The sequence below is a fragment of the Acetobacter indonesiensis genome (genome assembly GCF_000963945.1).
GTDB lineage: Bacteria > Pseudomonadota > Alphaproteobacteria > Acetobacterales > Acetobacteraceae > Acetobacter > Acetobacter indonesiensis.
In genome coordinates, this window is the sequence record NZ_BAMW01000030.1 from 20,281 (window position 1) to 35,383 (window position 15,103).

Genomic DNA, 15,103 nt, shown 5'->3' on the forward strand with positions numbered 1-15,103 from the left:
CACATCAATGCCTATCAAGGTCGAGATTATCAGCCCTGAAAAGGTTCTGGTGTCACGTGAAGTCGATATGGTGGTTATGCCAGGTGCGGAAGGCGATATCGCCGCCATGCCTGAGCATGCGCCCATGATGCTTCTGCTCCGTGGTGGCGTTGTTTCTCTGTACGAGAATGACGCTGTAACCGATCGCTTCTTTGTTGGCGGCGGTTTTGCAGATATGACGGCTACGCGTTGCACCATTCTGGCTGACAAGGCTGAGCCTGTTAGCGAGATCTCAATTGACAATGCGACGGCCCAGCTCGAAGCTCTGACAGAAGCATGGGACAAAGCTGATAAAAGCGATATGTCTCGTCTGGATGTCCTGCAGGATAAAATTCTTGCTGTGCGGGCAGAAATCGAAGCAGGTTCTTCTCACTAAATCTCTGTCTGGCTATCGGCAAAGATCAGAGAGGAAACAGGAAAAAGCCGCCTTCGGGTGGCTTTTTTTTATGGGTGCAAAAAGAGAGAACCGTTTTTTTTTAGTGGCCATGTTGGGTATTGCCTCTCGACGAACGGGTTTCTCCAAACATGCGCCCTTCAACAACAAAACTGATGCAACCCGAATCAGGCTTTAGCGAGACTCAAGCGCCTTCCGTAAGGATAGGAGTTTTCTGCTTTGACAGGCTTTGATAGGCAGCTAAGGCCTCAAGAAAACTCTTGAGGCCCTACCAGTCGAGAAAAAGTTAGCCTCGGCCGCGATAGGTTGGAACGTCTTGGGAAGGAATCCAGACATCGGCCGGTGGGGCACCTGTCTGCCAGAAAACATCAATCGGAATACCGCCGCGTGGGTACCAATAGGCCCCGATGCGTAGCCATACAGGGGATAGCAGATCAACCAGGGTGGTAGCGATCTGCACAGAGCAGGCTTCATGGAAGGCACCGTGGTTGCGAAAGCTGGTCAGGAACAGCTTGAGCGACTTGCTTTCAACAATCCACTGGTCTGGCACGTAATCAATGACAATATGCGCGAAGTCTGGCTGGCCGGTGACAGGGCACAGGGAGGTAAATTCCGGGGCCGTAAAACGAACCAGATAGTTTTTGCCGGGATAGGGCGCGGGTACCCGTTCCAGCACGGCGTCTTCCGGGTTGTTGGGGGCTGGCGTGTGGCGGCCAAGTTGGGTCAGGGCTGAACTGCCGTCATCGGGGCGGGTCATGCGGATTGCTTTCGTTATTGGTCTGATGGTGTCAGCATGTCGAAGGTCAGAGCCATTTCGTCAAGCTTTTCAGGCATGGCAGATGCCGGTCCGCTTCTTTTTCCGCGCAGGTTGTGTATGAAGGTTGTATGGCCAAATCCTCTGATCCCGTTTTTCCCAAGCCCCGTCTCGTTTCAACGACGCAAGATCTGGCAGACTCTCTTGTCCGTTTGCGTCATGAGCGGTTTCTGACCATTGATACCGAGTTCATGCGTGAGCGCACATATTGGCCTGAACTCTGTCTGGTGCAGATTGGCGGCGAACAGGATGTGCTGCTGATTGATGCTTTGGCGGAAGGCTTAGACCTGACGCCTTTGGCTGAACTGATGGCAGACGACGCCGTCCTGAAAGTGTTTCACGCAGCGCGGCAGGATCTGGAAATTTTCCTGTATCTGTTTGATGCTCTTCCAACGCCGGTATTCGATACACAGGTCGCCGCTATGGTGGCCGGGTATGGAGATCAGGTGGGGTACGACAGCCTGGTTGGCTCCCTGACTGGACATTCCATAGATAAAAGTCACCGTTTTACAGATTGGTCAGCGCGTCCGCTGACGCCTGCTCAGCTGACCTATGCTGCGGGAGACGTCACATGGCTGCGTCTGGTGTACGAACGGCTTGTGAAAAAACTGGAGCAGGAAAAACGGTTGGAGTGGGTCTCAGCCGAAATGGCTGAACTGGCTGACCCGGCGACCTTCCGGGCTGATCCTGAAAAACAGTGGGAACGTCTGCGGGCCAGAACCAACAACCGCCGTATGCTTGGTATCCTGCGGGCTGTTGCGGCATTTCGTGAACGGGAAGCCCAGCGTGTTAACGTGCCGCGTCAGCGTCTACTGAAGGACGAAAGCCTGCTTGAAATAGCAGCAACTGTGCCAGCAACGGTTGATGATCTGACGCGTGTGCGCGGTGTTACCCGAGGGTTGGCTGAAGGCCGTACAGGGCTAGGGTTGCTTGAGGCCGTAAAGACGGCACAAGCTTTGCCAGATTCTGAATTGCCACGTTTGCCAAAAGGCCGCAGCAAGGACGCCCCCCGGCCTTCCCCCGCCCTTATGGCATTGTTGAAAGTTCTGCTGACAACCTGTTGCGAAGACCATGACGTCGCCCCGAAACTAGTGGCATCGATGGATGATCTGGAAGCTCTGGCGCTTGACCCGACAGTGCCTAACCCGGTGCTTTCTGGGTGGCGCAAGCGTATTTTTGGAGATTCGGCCCTAGCGCTGCGTAACGGTGAAATTGCTCTGGCCGTGAAAAAAGGCAGAGTGACCCTTACGCCCAGCGAGTCCCCTTCTTCTCAAAGCTGAGAGGAAGAGGACCGGAACAAGGGCTTCTTAGAAGCCCATTTCCTGCCAGATGTTGGACAGTGGCCGTGCCCCAACATGGGAAATAATTTCAGATGCAGCGACAGATGCCAGACGGCCGCATTCTGGCAGCGTACGCCCAGATGTCAGGCCAGCAAGGAAGCCAGCGGCATAGGCGTCGCCCGCGCCGGTTGTGTCCACAACCTGTGTCGGTACCGGGTCAACCTTGATCATCTGACCATCGTGAATAATCACACTGCCAAGACCTGAACGGGTCAGGGCTGCCAGCGTCGTATCTTCCTGTGTGTGTCTGGCTGCTGTTTCAAAATCTTCAGTTTCGTAAAGTGCGCAGATTTCGTCTTCGTTTGCGAAGAGGATATCAATGTGCCCTCGTACCAGATCAAGGAACGCCTGACGGTGGCGGCCAACGCAGAACGGGTCAGATAAAGACAGCGCAACCTGACGCCCGTTCTGGTGTGCGAGTGTCGCAGCGCGACGGAAGGCTTCCTGCGCGTGCGGTGGGTCAAACAGATAGCCTTCCAGATAAACAATGCTTGAAGCCGCAATCGTTTCCTGAATGACGTCATCTGGCGTGAAATAGGTGCAGGCCCCCAGATAGGTGGCCATGGTACGCTGGCCATCAGGGGTCACCATCACAATGCAACGGGCTGTGGGCAGGTTTTCAAAAGTGTGGCCATCCAGCGGGGTAGATGGGAAGGTAATGCCGTTTTCACGCAGGTCCAGGGCAAATTTTTCCCCAGACGCATCGCGGGCCACCTTGCCCAGATACGCAACGCGTGCGCCAAACTGGGCGGCCACAACGCAGGTGTTGGCAACAGACCCGCCACCCATCACACGTTCTGTTTTCAGGGCAGCCGTCAGTGCATCTGCGCGGGCGGCATCAATCAGCGTCATGCTGCCGGGTGTCAGATCTTGCTGCTGTAGAAAAGAAGGTTCAACATTGGCTAAAATATCTGTAATCGCATTGCCAATGCCCAGAATGTCGTATTTCGCTTCAGAAACAGTCATGGCTTTGTAAGTTTTCCTGAAAAAAATGAACGTATCGGCCCTTTCGGTACCTTGCTGCCACAAAAAGGGCAACAGGAAGCAGTAAGGGATGCTTGCCGCTAGTCCTGTCGGCTGTATAACAATTTGAGATGCCGGCTAGATGGATCGACGCGGGCAGTTACAGGGTCAGTAAACCGCTGTCGTTTCACGACAGCCAGCATGGCGGGGGTGTTCTTGTTCAGAAGACGCAAACCTGAAGAAACCAAACCAGCAACACCCGCTCCGGGTCAGAACGCCAGCCCGTCTGGCGCCGCCCGTCCGGCAGGTGGATACGGTACTATTTTTCCATCCTCATCCCAGGCCGGTTCAACGCCACCTGCTGCTGGCAGCAGCGTGTCTCCGGCTTCCCCTTCTACTCCTGACACAACAAAGGAGACCTCCATGGGTCGTGCACCACTTCCTCCCGGTTCCCCGCTTTCTCCTGGCGCGTCTGTTCCGCCTATTCCGGGTGCCGCCGCCGCCCGTGGCCTGCCACAGCAGCAGGCAGCACAGCCTAAAAAAGACGTACCGGAACAGCGTACGCTGGTTGTTGGTCGGGGCATCAGCGTTCAGGGCACCGTGCAGGATGCAGAACGTCTGGTTGTGGAAGGCACTGTTGAATCCAGCATGATTACAGCCAAGGAACTGGTTGTCATGCCGGGTGGTCTGTTCCGTGGTGGCGTAGAAGTTGAAAACGCAGAAATTGCCGGAACGGTTGATGGTTCCCTGACAGCCCGTGGCAGCCTGACGCTGCGTGCAACAGGTCGTCTGCTGGGCAAGGCAGCCTGCCGTCGCCTGAAGGTTGAAGATGGTGGCCAGATTACCGGTCAGCTGGAAATGCTGAGCGATGATAGCGCATCCAAGCCATCTTCTGCGCCTGTGCAGGAAAAAAGCGAAGCCTGATTGTTTTAAGGGCTTAGTGCCCTTGACTGCCTGATGGAGACATCAGGCAGTCAAGGGGCTTGAAAGTCAGCCCCACAATGGGGCTGAAGCGCATGAGTTACGCGACGTTATCGCGCCGGTCGCGCAGTTTAACGTAAGCAATCTGTGCATGTTCGGCACAGTAAGGTTTACCCGGCAGCGGGACCGCACCACAAAAATGAAATCCAGGTGTGCCTGGGTCACCAATCGGCCAGCAGCAGGTCGGGCCACGTCGTTTTTTTGGCTCGGGGTCAGAAATACGCTGGGGAAGCGGCTTGGGTTTTACGGGCGCACGGGGTGCCGCCGGTTTTTCCACCTTGGCCACTTTAGGTTGCACAGCCGCCTGTGGTGTGGCGGGTGCTGCCGCTGGCGTTGCCTGAACAGGTGCCGCTACTACACTTTCCGGGGCAGCAGAGGCAGCAGAGGCAGCAGGGGCCGTTTCCACCGTTTTGGCATCGGCTGATGGTGGTACTGTGGTCGCTGCAACCGTTGCTTTCGGTGCAACCTCAGGGGCGGCTTTCTTTTCACCACGCCGAATGGGTGATGGACGCGCAGGCAGACCAAGGCGATGCGCCTTGCCCACCACGGCATTTTTAGTGATGGAGAGCCGACGGCCTATTTCCGCTGTCGAAAGGCCTTCCGCCCAGAGCTCTTTGAGCCGGGAGATTGTATCCTCGGTCCACTCCATTCACAGGCACCTTTTCACTTTATCACCGAACAAGGGGAAGCTGGGAGCTTCCGATTGCGCGCATATTAGGGCGAGAGCCGAGCTATCTCAAGGAGAAAGCAGCAAAATCTTACGCATAGACCTGAATGATATTTGAAAAGAGTGCCCTATATACGCGTTTCAGCTTTCGGACGCAGAGGCCGCAACCACAGCGCACGCCGCCAGATCCCACGCTGCGCACCCAACGGATTTGAAAAAGACAGGGCTATTTTCAGGTGGGTGCGTGGTCAAAGCGGAAGCCAGAGGGCGTACAGTCTGCCAGTCAATACCTGCCTGAATCAGGTCCCCAGCTTCTGTGGGTGCGCCAATCGGGTCATCGACATAGAGCAGACTGTTGCGCACAATCTGTGGCCCGACCTCAATCATGTCTGGGCGGTATGCCCCAACACCTATGACCAGACAGTCTGGGTTGGGCATGCTGTCAAATAGAGGCGACGTGCTGGCTGTAACAGTTAGAATAACGTCAAAAGGGTGCTCACCCGGCTGTTCGGGGTGAAGGGGGAAATTGGGTGCGCTATGCCGTTGGCAGAACATCGTGGCACGGTCTGGCGTGCGACCACGGATATGCACGTTAGCGTCAGGATAAAGGGTCGAAAGGGCGTCAACATGGGCAACAGCCTGTGCCCCCGTGCCGATAATCAGCACCTTTTTTACAGGTCTGCGCGCCAGAAGTTTTATGCCCAGCAGACTGACGGCAGAGGTACGGCGCATGGTGACCGTTGGGCCATCAAGTGAGAATAACAAAACGCCGGTTCTGGCGTCCGCACAGGTGACAATTCCCTGAATGGTGGGGTGCTCTGTCCCGGCATTGTCCGGACAGATGGTCAGCAATTTGGTAACCAGCAGATCCTTGCTAGCGGTAGGCATGGTCATAAGCACGCTTGATCGGTCAGGTGCACCGACAGTCAGGCGCTCCGGGCAACGTATGAGACCAGCCGCATAGTCCTGCATCGTGCGGGCAAGAGCATCCAGCAAAGCAGGGTAAGGCAATAAGGCACGCGTTTCTGACGCTGAGTAGGACTGCATGCGGTGTCTCCCCCAAAATAAAGATACTTAAAACAGCGGGTCTGATCTTATCCGCAACTGCATTATTGCGCGTTCGATATGACGCATAAGATATTTTATCAGACTGGAAAAGATGAGACTGTGACTGTCAGACAAAGCCAGAGTGTGACGTGAGCGTGATATGACGGCAAAGACAGACCTGATAGCATATAGATCAAAGGAAGGTGGAGTATGGATGTAAAAGCAGCCGTCGCATTTGAGGCCGGCAAGCCGCTGGAGATTGAAAACGTTCAACTCGAAGGGCCGAAGGCAGGGGAGGTTCTGGTTGAAATCAAGGCAACTGGTTTGTGCCATACGGACAAATACACTCTTTCTGGCGCAGACCCGGAAGGCCTGTTTCCGGCTATTCTGGGGCATGAAGGCGCTGGTATTGTGCGTGACGTTGGCCCCGGTGTGACCCATCTGAAACCGGGCGACCATGTTATTCCGCTCTACACGCCAGAATGCCGGGAATGTAAATCCTGCCTCTCACGCAAGACCAACCTGTGTACCTCCATCCGGGCCACACAGGGAAAAGGCCTGATGCCAGACGGCACATCGCGCTTTTCTTTCAAAGGGCAACCTATTCATCACTATATGGGCTGCTCAACCTTTGCGAACTATACAGTTCTGCCTGAAATTGCGTTGGCCAAAATTCGCCCCGATGCCCCGTTTGATAAAGTCTGTTACATTGGTTGCGGTGTTACCACCGGTATTGGTGCCGTGCTGTTTACCGCAAAGGTTGAACCCGGCTCTACCGTGGCCGTATTTGGGCTGGGTGGTATTGGCCTGAATGTGATTCAGGGTGCCAAAATGGTGGGGGCTGATCGGATTATCGGGATTGATATCAACCCGGACCGTGAAGCAATTGCCCGCAAATTTGGTATGACCGATTTTGTAAACCCAAAAGACCTTGGCCCGAATGGTGATATTGTGGGCCATCTGATTGAACTGACCGAGGGCGGTGCAGACTATACCTTTGAATGTGTGGGCAACCCGACTCTTATGCGTCAGGCGCTGGAAAGTGCTCATCGTGGCTGGGGTGTGTCCACCATTATTGGTGTTGCCAGTGCAGGGCAGGAAATCAGCACGCGCCCGTTTCAGCTTGTGACAGGCCGCCGCTGGATTGGCTCAGCGTTTGGTGGCGCGCGCGGCCGGACCGATGTGCCAAAAATTGTAGATTGGTACATGGAACATAAGATCAATATTGATGATCTGATTACCCATAAACTGCCGCTTGAGCAGATTAACGAAGGCTTCGACATGATGGCAAAGGGCGAAAGTATTCGTACGGTGGTCGAATACTGATCCGTTCCAAACGCTGTCTATGGGTATGGAAAAAGGGGGATTGCGTCAGGCAATTGCCCCTTTTTTATTGTTGGACGCAGGGTTTAGATTTTTGGCAGCACATCAAGCACACGTTCTTTAGGGCGGCATACCCGTGCCCCCAGCGGAGAGACGACAACAGGACGATTCAGCAGTTCAGGGTGTGCGGCTATGGCATCAAGAATGGCGTCATCTGTTACGCTTTCGTCAGCCAGTTTTAGTTCTTCATAAAGAGTACCTTTCTGCCGCAACAGGTCCCGCACCGGCCCACCTGTCAGCTTTGCTAGTTCTGCAAGTTTTTCGCGGCTTGGGGGTGTTTTCAGATAAAGCACAATGTCTGGCGTTATTCCGGCTTCTTCAATCATGGCCAGAACATTGCGGGATGTGCCGCATGCAGGGTTGTGATAAAGGGTAATAGTCATACTAAGAAATTTCCTGTTTTAGTCAGAAAAAATAATGACCTTACAAGGGAAGCGGCCGATTGTCGGCAATGGCTTCCATGGCCATGTAAGACGTGACGGTATCAATATCTATTTTTTCGATCATCTGTCGATAAATGGCGTCAAAGGCATTCATGTCCCGTGCTACAATTTTCAGCATGTAATCATACTCGCCTGCAATCCGATAAAAATCGACAATATTGGGAATGGAGAGAATGATTTTCTTGAAATTGTTCAACCAGTCCTGTGCATGGTGGCGGGTTTTGATCAGCACAAATACGGTCAGGTCAAGCTCGGTCGCGGCACGATTGATGCGCGCTGTTTCACCCTGCAAAACACCTGTGGCCCGCAATGCCTGAAGCCGCCGCCAGCAGGCATTTTGCGACATGCCCACCCGTTCAGCCAGATCCCGCTGGGACAGTGAGGCATCCTGTTGCAGGGCTCGTAAAATGGAGCGGTCGATCTGATCGAGTTTCTGGTCCATATCCAATCATATGATCGAAATTTGAGGCCATCAAGCATGAAATAGGGTAATTTTCCTCGTTCGTTTCTTTCTATTCTCAGCGCTGTTCCTGTCCTGACCCCAGAACTGAAAGCCGCGCGATGTCTGACCCCGAAACTCTTTTCACCCGTTTTGCTGAAAACCTGCGTGGCGATGACTGTGTTGCCCGGTTGAGCAAGGATGTTATTGGGGATGATGTTTCAATTTCTGGCCCGTTTGGTGTCAGGGCGCTGGTGTATGCAGACTATGTTGCGTCTGGTCGGGCCTTAGGGGTTATTGAACAAACTATCGCGACGGATGTTCTGCCGTATTACGCCAACAGCCATACGGAAGCATCCTTCTGCGGGCAGGTGATGAATCGCCTGCGTCTGTCTGCCCGGCAGACGATTGCCCGTCTGTGCGGGGCCGAGCACGGATATGCGGTTATTTTTGCAGGAAATGGGGCAACGGCAGGGCTTAACCGTCTGGTGCATCTTCTGGGTGTGACTGATGCGGTCAAGGCAGGGCAGAAGCCGCTGGTTCTGATCGGGCCATATGAACATCATTCCAATATTCTGCCGTGGCGCGAAAGTGGTGCAGAAATTGTTGAAATTCAGGAAGCTGAAAAAGGCGGCCCGGATTTGCAGCAACTGGAAGCCTGTCTGGCCAAAGCTGATCCAACACGTCTGAAAATCGGGGCCTTTTCAGCAGCATCCAATGTCACGGGAATTGTCACAGATGCGGATGCTGTTACAAAAATTCTGAAAACATATGGCGCAAAATCTGTCTGGGACTATGCTGGTGGCGGCCCCTATCTGCCAATTGATATGAAAGCCGGAACTCCATACGAAAAAGACGCTGTTGTCGTTTCTACGCATAAATTCATCGGCGGTCCGGGCGCGTCCGGTGTGCTGATTGTGCGCGAAGCCGCGGTAGAAACCCAATGCCCCACGCTGCCAGGTGGTGGCACAGTCAAATTCGTCTCTCCTTGGGGGCATGATTACTCACACAGTGTTGTGGCGCGTGAGGAAGCAGGCACGCCGGATGTTGTCGGGAATATTCGTGCCGCCCTGTGCTTTTTGGTAAAAGACGCCATAGGCAATGCCTATATGGCAAACCGTAATGCCGCATTGTATCAGCGCGCCTATGCAAGCTGGCATACCAACCCCCATTTACAGATTTTAGGAAATGCAGGCGCAGATCAACATCTGCCTATTTTCTCCTTTCGGGTGAAAGACGAAACCGGGCGATTGGTTCACCATCAGCTTTTCACGCGTATGCTGTCAGACATGTATGGTATTCAGGCGCGTGGGGGCTGCGCCTGCGCTGGGCCATATGCCCACAGATTGCTGGGAATAGAAGAAGAACAGTCGCAGGCATTGCATCAGGCCATTCAGGCCGGGCAGGAACTGGAAAAACCGGGCTGGGTCCGCCTGAATTTCAGCGTCCTTATGGATGATGCCAAAGTAGACTATATTCTGAACGCCGTTAATCAGTTGGCCTATCAGGCAGGTAGTCTGGCAGCGACATATGGGTGTGATGCTGCAACAGCCCGTTTTCGCTATCAGACACCCATTGCGGCTGAATAGGGGCATCCCCTCTCTGCGGGGGTTATGGCAACGCTTTTGATCCCACGTCAGGACAAAGAGCATTGCGTCATTTTTTGATGTGTGTTTGCCCACCCTAAAGGTGACGAAAAGCCAGAATAGCGCCACAACCATCCTGATACGTAGCAGCATGAAGGTGGTTGAGAGCAATGTGGGGCACAGTACGCCAATGGAGTAGCCGATTTCGCAGTCAGGATAGCCTGAAGGGCTGGCTGCGTGACGGGCTTGCAGGTTTTTCACTGGCGTCGATGAACATTCCACAGGTGCTGGGGTATGCCCGTATTGCAGGGATGCCAGCCGTTACGGGGTTATATACGGTCCTTTTACCGCTTGTTGCGTTTGCGGCCTTTGGATCTTCCCGCCATCTTGTTGTCGCGGCTGATTCCGCAACAGCGGCTATTTTTTCCAGTGCTCTTTCCACAATGGCCCTTTCGGGCAGTGCGCATTATATGGCGCTGGTCAGTATGGTGGCCCTCCTAAGTGCCGGGTTTCTGTTGGTTGCCCGCCTGTTCCGCCTCGGTTTTCTGGCTGACTTCCTTTCGCGCACCGTGTTGGTAGGCTTTATGGCCGGGGTCGGTGTACAGGTTGGGGTGGTTATGGCGTTTGATATGCTGGGCCTGACCCCGCATAGCCACCATCCGCTCTATCAGGCTCTGGAACTTCTAGAGCATCTGCCAGACGCAGTGCCTTTGGCTGTGTTGGTTTCCATTTTTGTCAGTGTGGCGCTGGCGTGTGGTAATCGCTTTCTGCCCCATTACCCTTGGGCGCTGGTCGCTGTGGTGGGAAGCATCAGCGCAAGCTGGCTGGCAGACGGACATGCACACCATCTGGCTCTTGTTGGGCCTGTGGCGGGTGGTCTGCCAGCTTTTTTCCTTCCATGGGTTGGATGGGACGAACTTCTGGCTTTGCTGCCTGTCGCAACGTCCTGTGTTTTTGTAATGATTGCGCAAAGTGCGGCAACAGCCCGTGCAGCAGCGAACCAGTTTGATGAAACGGTTGACGAAAATTCAGACATTCTGGGGTTAAGTGCAGCAAACGCGGTTGCTGCTTTTAGCGGGTCTTTTGCTGTTAACGGCAGCCCAACCCAGACGGCTATGGCAATCCGGGCTGGTGCGACAAGTCAGCGCGCCCAACTGATGTTTGCGTTCGTGACGTTCTGTGTGTTGCTGTTTTTTACAAAACCCTTGCAGTTTCTACCACGCTGCGTTCTGGGCGCTATCGTTTTCAATGTTGCCATCGGCATGATTCAGATACGAGCCTTGCAGCGGATCAAACAGGAAAGCCCGGGAGAATTTGGTCTGGCTATGATTACAGCCGCAACTGTTGTGGGGTTGGGGGTTGAGCAAGGTATTTTCATTGCCATTGCTCTGTCCCTTTTTCGGCATGTGCGGCACAGCTACATGCCGCACAGCATGGTTTTGAAAGAAGACGCAGCGACAGGCGCATTGGAAGCCCAACCCGTGACGGTAAATGCCTTATCTGAAACCGGTTTGGTTATTTATCGATTTTGTGCTGATATTTTCTATGCAAACTGTAATCACTTTATTCAGGATTTGCGCACGTTAACATCTGATGCACAGTCACACATCAAATGCATTGTGGTTGATGCAAGTGCAATTACAGATGTTGATTATTCAGCAGCTATTGCCGTGAAAACCAGTATAGCGGAATTGCACCAAAAGGGCGTCCGCGTGATATTTGGCCGCGTTAGTTCGTATCTGAAAGCAGATATGGACCGGCACCATATTTCTGAGATTTTAGGGGAAGAAAATATCTTTCCGCAACTGCACACTGCGTTGGCGGAGGCCCGCCTTCATACCCATGGCTAGGACAGGATATGAAGGCGGAAGCTTGTGAGGCTTGTTTTGTCAGAACGCTGCTATCTTACGGGAAAAACTTGCGTCCGAAAAGATATGCAATGCAATAAAATGCAAGATAAACAAAAGGAATAAACAAAATGATTCCTTCAAGATCACCCATCATGATTACACCTCATTATCTGGAGAAGAGTCCAATTGTGAATCAAGCAGAATGGCACCGGCACCAGAGATCAGAATAATCATCACCGTGCCGATAACCCATGCGAAGTACCATGGGCCCTGATCACCAACAAAAACGGCAAACAGCAGAGAAACAACAAGAACGATTGCCAGACCGGCCATGCGGAAGAGAGACATGGTGTGCTCCTTCAATAGCTATGGGAGTCATGGATGATATCAGCAGTGCGCACTTTGCCGCGCATGACATAATAGCACCATGATGTGTAACACAGGATAAGCGGCACAAAGATAAGTGCGACAACCAGCATGCAAGACAAACCATAGGCGCTGGCTGTGCTGTTCCAGATTGTCAGGCTCTGGTTTGGTGCTGTGGTCGATGGCATCAGGAACGGGAACATGGCTGCCCCGACAGTGCCAATAGTACCAATCCAAGACCCAAGGCCGACCCACCATGCCAGACCGCCGTTGTGTGCACGGACAGCCAAAACACCAAGAACCATGCAGGCAAAGCCCAGAACAGGCAGCAACCACAAAGCGGGGTGTACTGCGTAATTATGCAGCCACGCACCAGCGATTTGCGCAACCTCTTGCCCGTGCAGAGGGTTTGCAGGCATGGCTGGGTCAACCGGGGCTGTTAGCACAAACCCCTTCATACGGCTGATGAACAGACCGCCCACGGCAAACAGAATGATAGCCAGAATACCACCACGCTGTGCGTAGGTGCGGGCGCGGCCGTAAATCGGGTCTTCAGACCGAATCATCAGCATAACGCCGCCCTGATAGACACTCAGCGAAACTGACATCAGGCCGCACAGGATAACAAACGGGTTCAACAGGTAGGAGAAGAAAGAACTATCCTGATAATACTGGCCGTTCCAACCAAAATGGTAACCAACACCTTCCAGAATATTCCCGAATGCTGCGCCGTAAATAAACATAGGCAGAAATCCGGAAATCAGGAACACCCAGTCCCAACTGGCACGCCAAAGCTTGCTGTCTGCCTTTGACCGATATTCAAAGGCCACCGGGCGCAAGATCATGCTGAATAGCAGCAGAATCATGACAACATAAAAAACAGAAAAGGACGTAGCATACAGGGTGGGGAAAGCGGCAAAAATTGCGCCGCCACCAAGAATAAACCAGACTTGATTGCCATCCCAATGTGGGCCGATAATGTTCAGCGCGGTGCGGCGCTCACCATCATTGCGGCCAACAAAGCGCAGCAGGGTGCCAACACCCATATCCATCCCGACCATCAGGCCCAGGCCAATGAACAGCACGCACAGCAGTGCCGCCCATATCAGTTTAAGAATTGCGTAAAGTTCCATAACAGGAGCTTCCTTTCACCAACCGTTAGTGGGCTGCGGACGGAGTGGACGAAACAGCCGTCAGATGCGGATGCTGCGTCGCGTCATCATGCGGGGCATCGTGCGCTTCTGGTCCAAGCCGAGCGAATTTGAACATCAGATAAAGTTCGGCGGCGATGAAGATGCTGTAAAGCAGCGTAAACCCGGCCAGCGAAAACACCATGTAAGAAACGCTATGTGTAGAAGACGACAGGAAGGTTGGCAGCTTGTTAAACACTGTCCATGGCTGGCGGCCTGCTTCAGCGGTAATCCATCCAAATTCGGTTGCCAGAATGGGTAGCGGAATTGACCACAGGCATAGACGCAGCAACAGTTTGTTGCGTTCAAGCTTGTTTTTCAGGCTGACGTAGGACGAAATGGCAAACAGCGCAAAGAAATAAAGGGCCAGAAACACCATCAGACGGAATGCCCAGAATGTTACGAAAACATTGGGAAGAATGTCAGGTTTTGTTTCTTCAATAACCTTAGGTAGTGCTTCGGCCGAGATATTGGTCACGTCCTGATTCGGTGCGTGGCGCGTCGCCAGAAAGCCGTAACCCATATCCTCTTCATGGGCGCGGAAAATATCCAGATCCGCCTGTTGGTGGGTTTCACCATATCGACGAAGTGCGGAAACGGCTTCAATACCAGACTGAATACGGGGGCCAGCAGCATCTTCCAGTTCATGCAGCCCTGTGATGGGGGTATTGAAATCATGTGCAATCAGCGGCGTCAGAACAAAGGGAACACCAATTTCGAAATGGTTTTCCTGTTTGGCGTCATCAGGTAGCGCAGCCAGAATCCATGGTTCGTAAGGTGGTTTGCTGGTGTGCCACAGGCCTTCAATGGCAGCAATTTTGGTTGGCTGTTTTTCATAATCCATACGGCCCAGAACGTCACCAAGTGTAATGACGGCTACTGTTGAAATAATACCGAACAGCGCAGCCATACGGAAGGAGCGTGCTGCAAACTGCTTGTGTTGGCCGCGTAGAAGATAAAACGCGCTGATCCCCATGACAAAGAGCGCCGCAGAGACATATCCGGCAACAGACGTGTGCACGAATTTAGATTGCGCATCGGGGTTGAAGATAACATGCACGAAGCTGTCAAACTGCATGCGCATGGTCTCTGGGTCAAAGTGACCACCTTCCGGCACGTTCATGCTGGCGTTGGCAATCAAAATCCACAACGCAGACAGGTTAGACCCCAGTGCCACCAGATAGGTAATGGCAAGATGCGCCTGCTTGCTCAGACGGTCCCAGCCAAAGAACATGAGACCGACAAAGGTTGATTCCATAAAGAAGGCCATCAGACCTTCAATAGCCAGTGGCGTGCCAAACATATCCCCAAAGAAGCGGGAATACATGGACCAGTTGGTGCCAAATTCAAATTCCATGGTCAGGCCGGTGGCGACACCAATGGCAAAATTGATGCCAAACAGCTTGCCCCAGAACTGGGCCATTTCTTTGTAAATCTTGCGGCCGGTGACAACATACACTGTCTCCATCGCCGCCAACATGAAGGTTAGCCCCAGTGTGAGAGGCACAAACATGAAGTGATACAGTGCGGTTAGTGCAAACTGGAAACGCGAAAGATCAACAACCGTAGGGTTGATAATATCCATTTTCAAAGCCCTTGAA

At 53.2% G+C, this 15,103-nt stretch carries 15 protein-coding genes; 6 read left to right on the forward strand and 9 right to left on the reverse strand.

Translation table 11 applies throughout. The annotated features are described in order from the left end of the window. Positions 1 to 7 precede the first annotated feature (7 nt). Positions 8 to 415 (forward strand): ATP synthase F1 subunit epsilon, encoded by a 408-nt coding sequence (atpC, locus tag Abin_RS08825; protein ID WP_048846035.1) that lies wholly within the window; start codon positions 8 to 10, stop codon positions 413 to 415. A gap of 304 nt (positions 416 to 719) precedes the next feature. Here the strand turns inward: atpC and queF are convergent, their stop codons facing one another. Continuing rightward, positions 720 to 1,190 carry a preQ(1) synthase gene (gene queF / locus Abin_RS08830; RefSeq protein ID WP_048846037.1) on the reverse strand — a complete coding sequence of 157 codons (471 nt, stop codon included), beginning with the start codon at positions 1,188 to 1,190 and terminating at the stop codon, positions 720 to 722. A gap of 128 nt (positions 1,191 to 1,318) precedes the next feature. On the opposite strand from queF, the gene rnd reads away from it, so the two are divergent. After that, complete coding sequence (rnd, locus tag Abin_RS08835) at positions 1,319 to 2,527, forward strand: ribonuclease D (protein WP_048846039.1); 1,209 nt, start codon at positions 1,319 to 1,321, stop codon at positions 2,525 to 2,527. A gap of 27 nt (positions 2,528 to 2,554) precedes the next feature. Here the strand turns inward: rnd and Abin_RS08840 are convergent, their stop codons facing one another. Next, positions 2,555 to 3,553 (reverse strand): adenosine kinase, encoded by a 999-nt coding sequence (locus Abin_RS08840; RefSeq protein WP_048846334.1) that lies wholly within the window; start codon positions 3,551 to 3,553, stop codon positions 2,555 to 2,557. A gap of 198 nt (positions 3,554 to 3,751) precedes the next feature. Here Abin_RS08840 and Abin_RS08845 point away from each other — a divergent pair, with 198 nt between their 5' ends. Beyond that, the gene (locus tag Abin_RS08845) at positions 3,752 to 4,474 is read left to right on the forward strand and encodes a bactofilin family protein (protein ID WP_174766826.1); all 723 of its coding nucleotides are present in this window, start codon (positions 3,752 to 3,754) and stop codon (positions 4,472 to 4,474) included. A 97-nt stretch (positions 4,475 to 4,571) separates the two neighbouring features. Here Abin_RS08845 and Abin_RS08850 read toward each other — a convergent pair whose 3' ends face one another. Beyond that, positions 4,572 to 5,180: a GcrA family cell cycle regulator gene (locus Abin_RS08850; protein ID WP_048846043.1), complete on the reverse strand. Its 609-nt coding sequence runs from the start codon at positions 5,178 to 5,180 to the stop codon at positions 4,572 to 4,574. Positions 5,181 to 5,339: 159 nt separating this feature from the next. Next, on the reverse strand, positions 5,340 to 6,245 hold the full coding sequence (locus tag Abin_RS08855; RefSeq protein ID WP_048846045.1) for a delta(1)-pyrroline-2-carboxylate reductase family protein: 906 nt from the start codon (positions 6,243 to 6,245) through the stop codon (positions 5,340 to 5,342). A gap of 210 nt (positions 6,246 to 6,455) precedes the next feature. Here Abin_RS08855 and Abin_RS08860 point away from each other — a divergent pair, with 210 nt between their 5' ends. Further along, positions 6,456 to 7,571, forward strand: coding sequence for an S-(hydroxymethyl)glutathione dehydrogenase/class III alcohol dehydrogenase (locus Abin_RS08860; RefSeq protein ID WP_048846047.1), 1,116 nt, complete (start codon positions 6,456 to 6,458; stop codon positions 7,569 to 7,571). Positions 7,572 to 7,654: 83 nt separating this feature from the next. On the opposite strand, the gene arsC is transcribed toward Abin_RS08860, so the two are convergent. Continuing rightward, a complete protein-coding gene (arsC, locus tag Abin_RS08865) occupies positions 7,655 to 8,011 on the reverse strand; it encodes an arsenate reductase (glutaredoxin) (protein ID WP_048846049.1) in 357 nt (118 codons plus the stop codon). A gap of 40 nt (positions 8,012 to 8,051) precedes the next feature. After that, on the reverse strand, positions 8,052 to 8,513 hold the full coding sequence (locus Abin_RS08870) for an Lrp/AsnC family transcriptional regulator (RefSeq protein ID WP_048846050.1): 462 nt from the start codon (positions 8,511 to 8,513) through the stop codon (positions 8,052 to 8,054). Positions 8,514 to 8,632: 119 nt separating this feature from the next. On the opposite strand from Abin_RS08870, the gene Abin_RS08875 reads away from it, so the two are divergent. Together Abin_RS08875 and Abin_RS08880 are read left to right on the forward strand one after the other, a co-directional pair. Beyond that, entirely contained in the window at positions 8,633 to 10,099 is a 1,467-nt protein-coding gene (locus Abin_RS08875) for an aminotransferase class V-fold PLP-dependent enzyme (RefSeq protein ID WP_048846053.1), read from the forward strand. Between the two features lie 167 nt (positions 10,100 to 10,266). Beyond that, entirely contained in the window at positions 10,267 to 11,946 is a 1,680-nt protein-coding gene (locus Abin_RS08880; RefSeq protein WP_048846055.1) for a SulP family inorganic anion transporter, read from the forward strand. Between the two features lie 156 nt (positions 11,947 to 12,102). On the opposite strand, the gene Abin_RS08885 is transcribed toward Abin_RS08880, so the two are convergent. Genes Abin_RS08885 through Abin_RS08895 form a run of 3 tightly spaced genes read right to left on the reverse strand, consistent with a single transcriptional unit; the run spans position 12,103 to position 15,087 of the window. Further along, positions 12,103 to 12,294, reverse strand: coding sequence for a hypothetical protein (locus Abin_RS08885; protein ID WP_048846056.1), 192 nt, complete (start codon positions 12,292 to 12,294; stop codon positions 12,103 to 12,105). Positions 12,295 to 12,305: 11 nt separating this feature from the next. Further along, positions 12,306 to 13,445 (reverse strand): cytochrome d ubiquinol oxidase subunit II, encoded by a 1,140-nt coding sequence (cydB, locus tag Abin_RS08890; RefSeq protein ID WP_048846059.1) that lies wholly within the window; start codon positions 13,443 to 13,445, stop codon positions 12,306 to 12,308. A 25-nt stretch (positions 13,446 to 13,470) separates the two neighbouring features. Further along, the gene (locus Abin_RS08895; RefSeq protein WP_048846061.1) at positions 13,471 to 15,087 is read right to left on the reverse strand and encodes a cytochrome ubiquinol oxidase subunit I; all 1,617 of its coding nucleotides are present in this window, start codon (positions 15,085 to 15,087) and stop codon (positions 13,471 to 13,473) included. Positions 15,088 to 15,103: the final 16 nt, after the last annotated feature.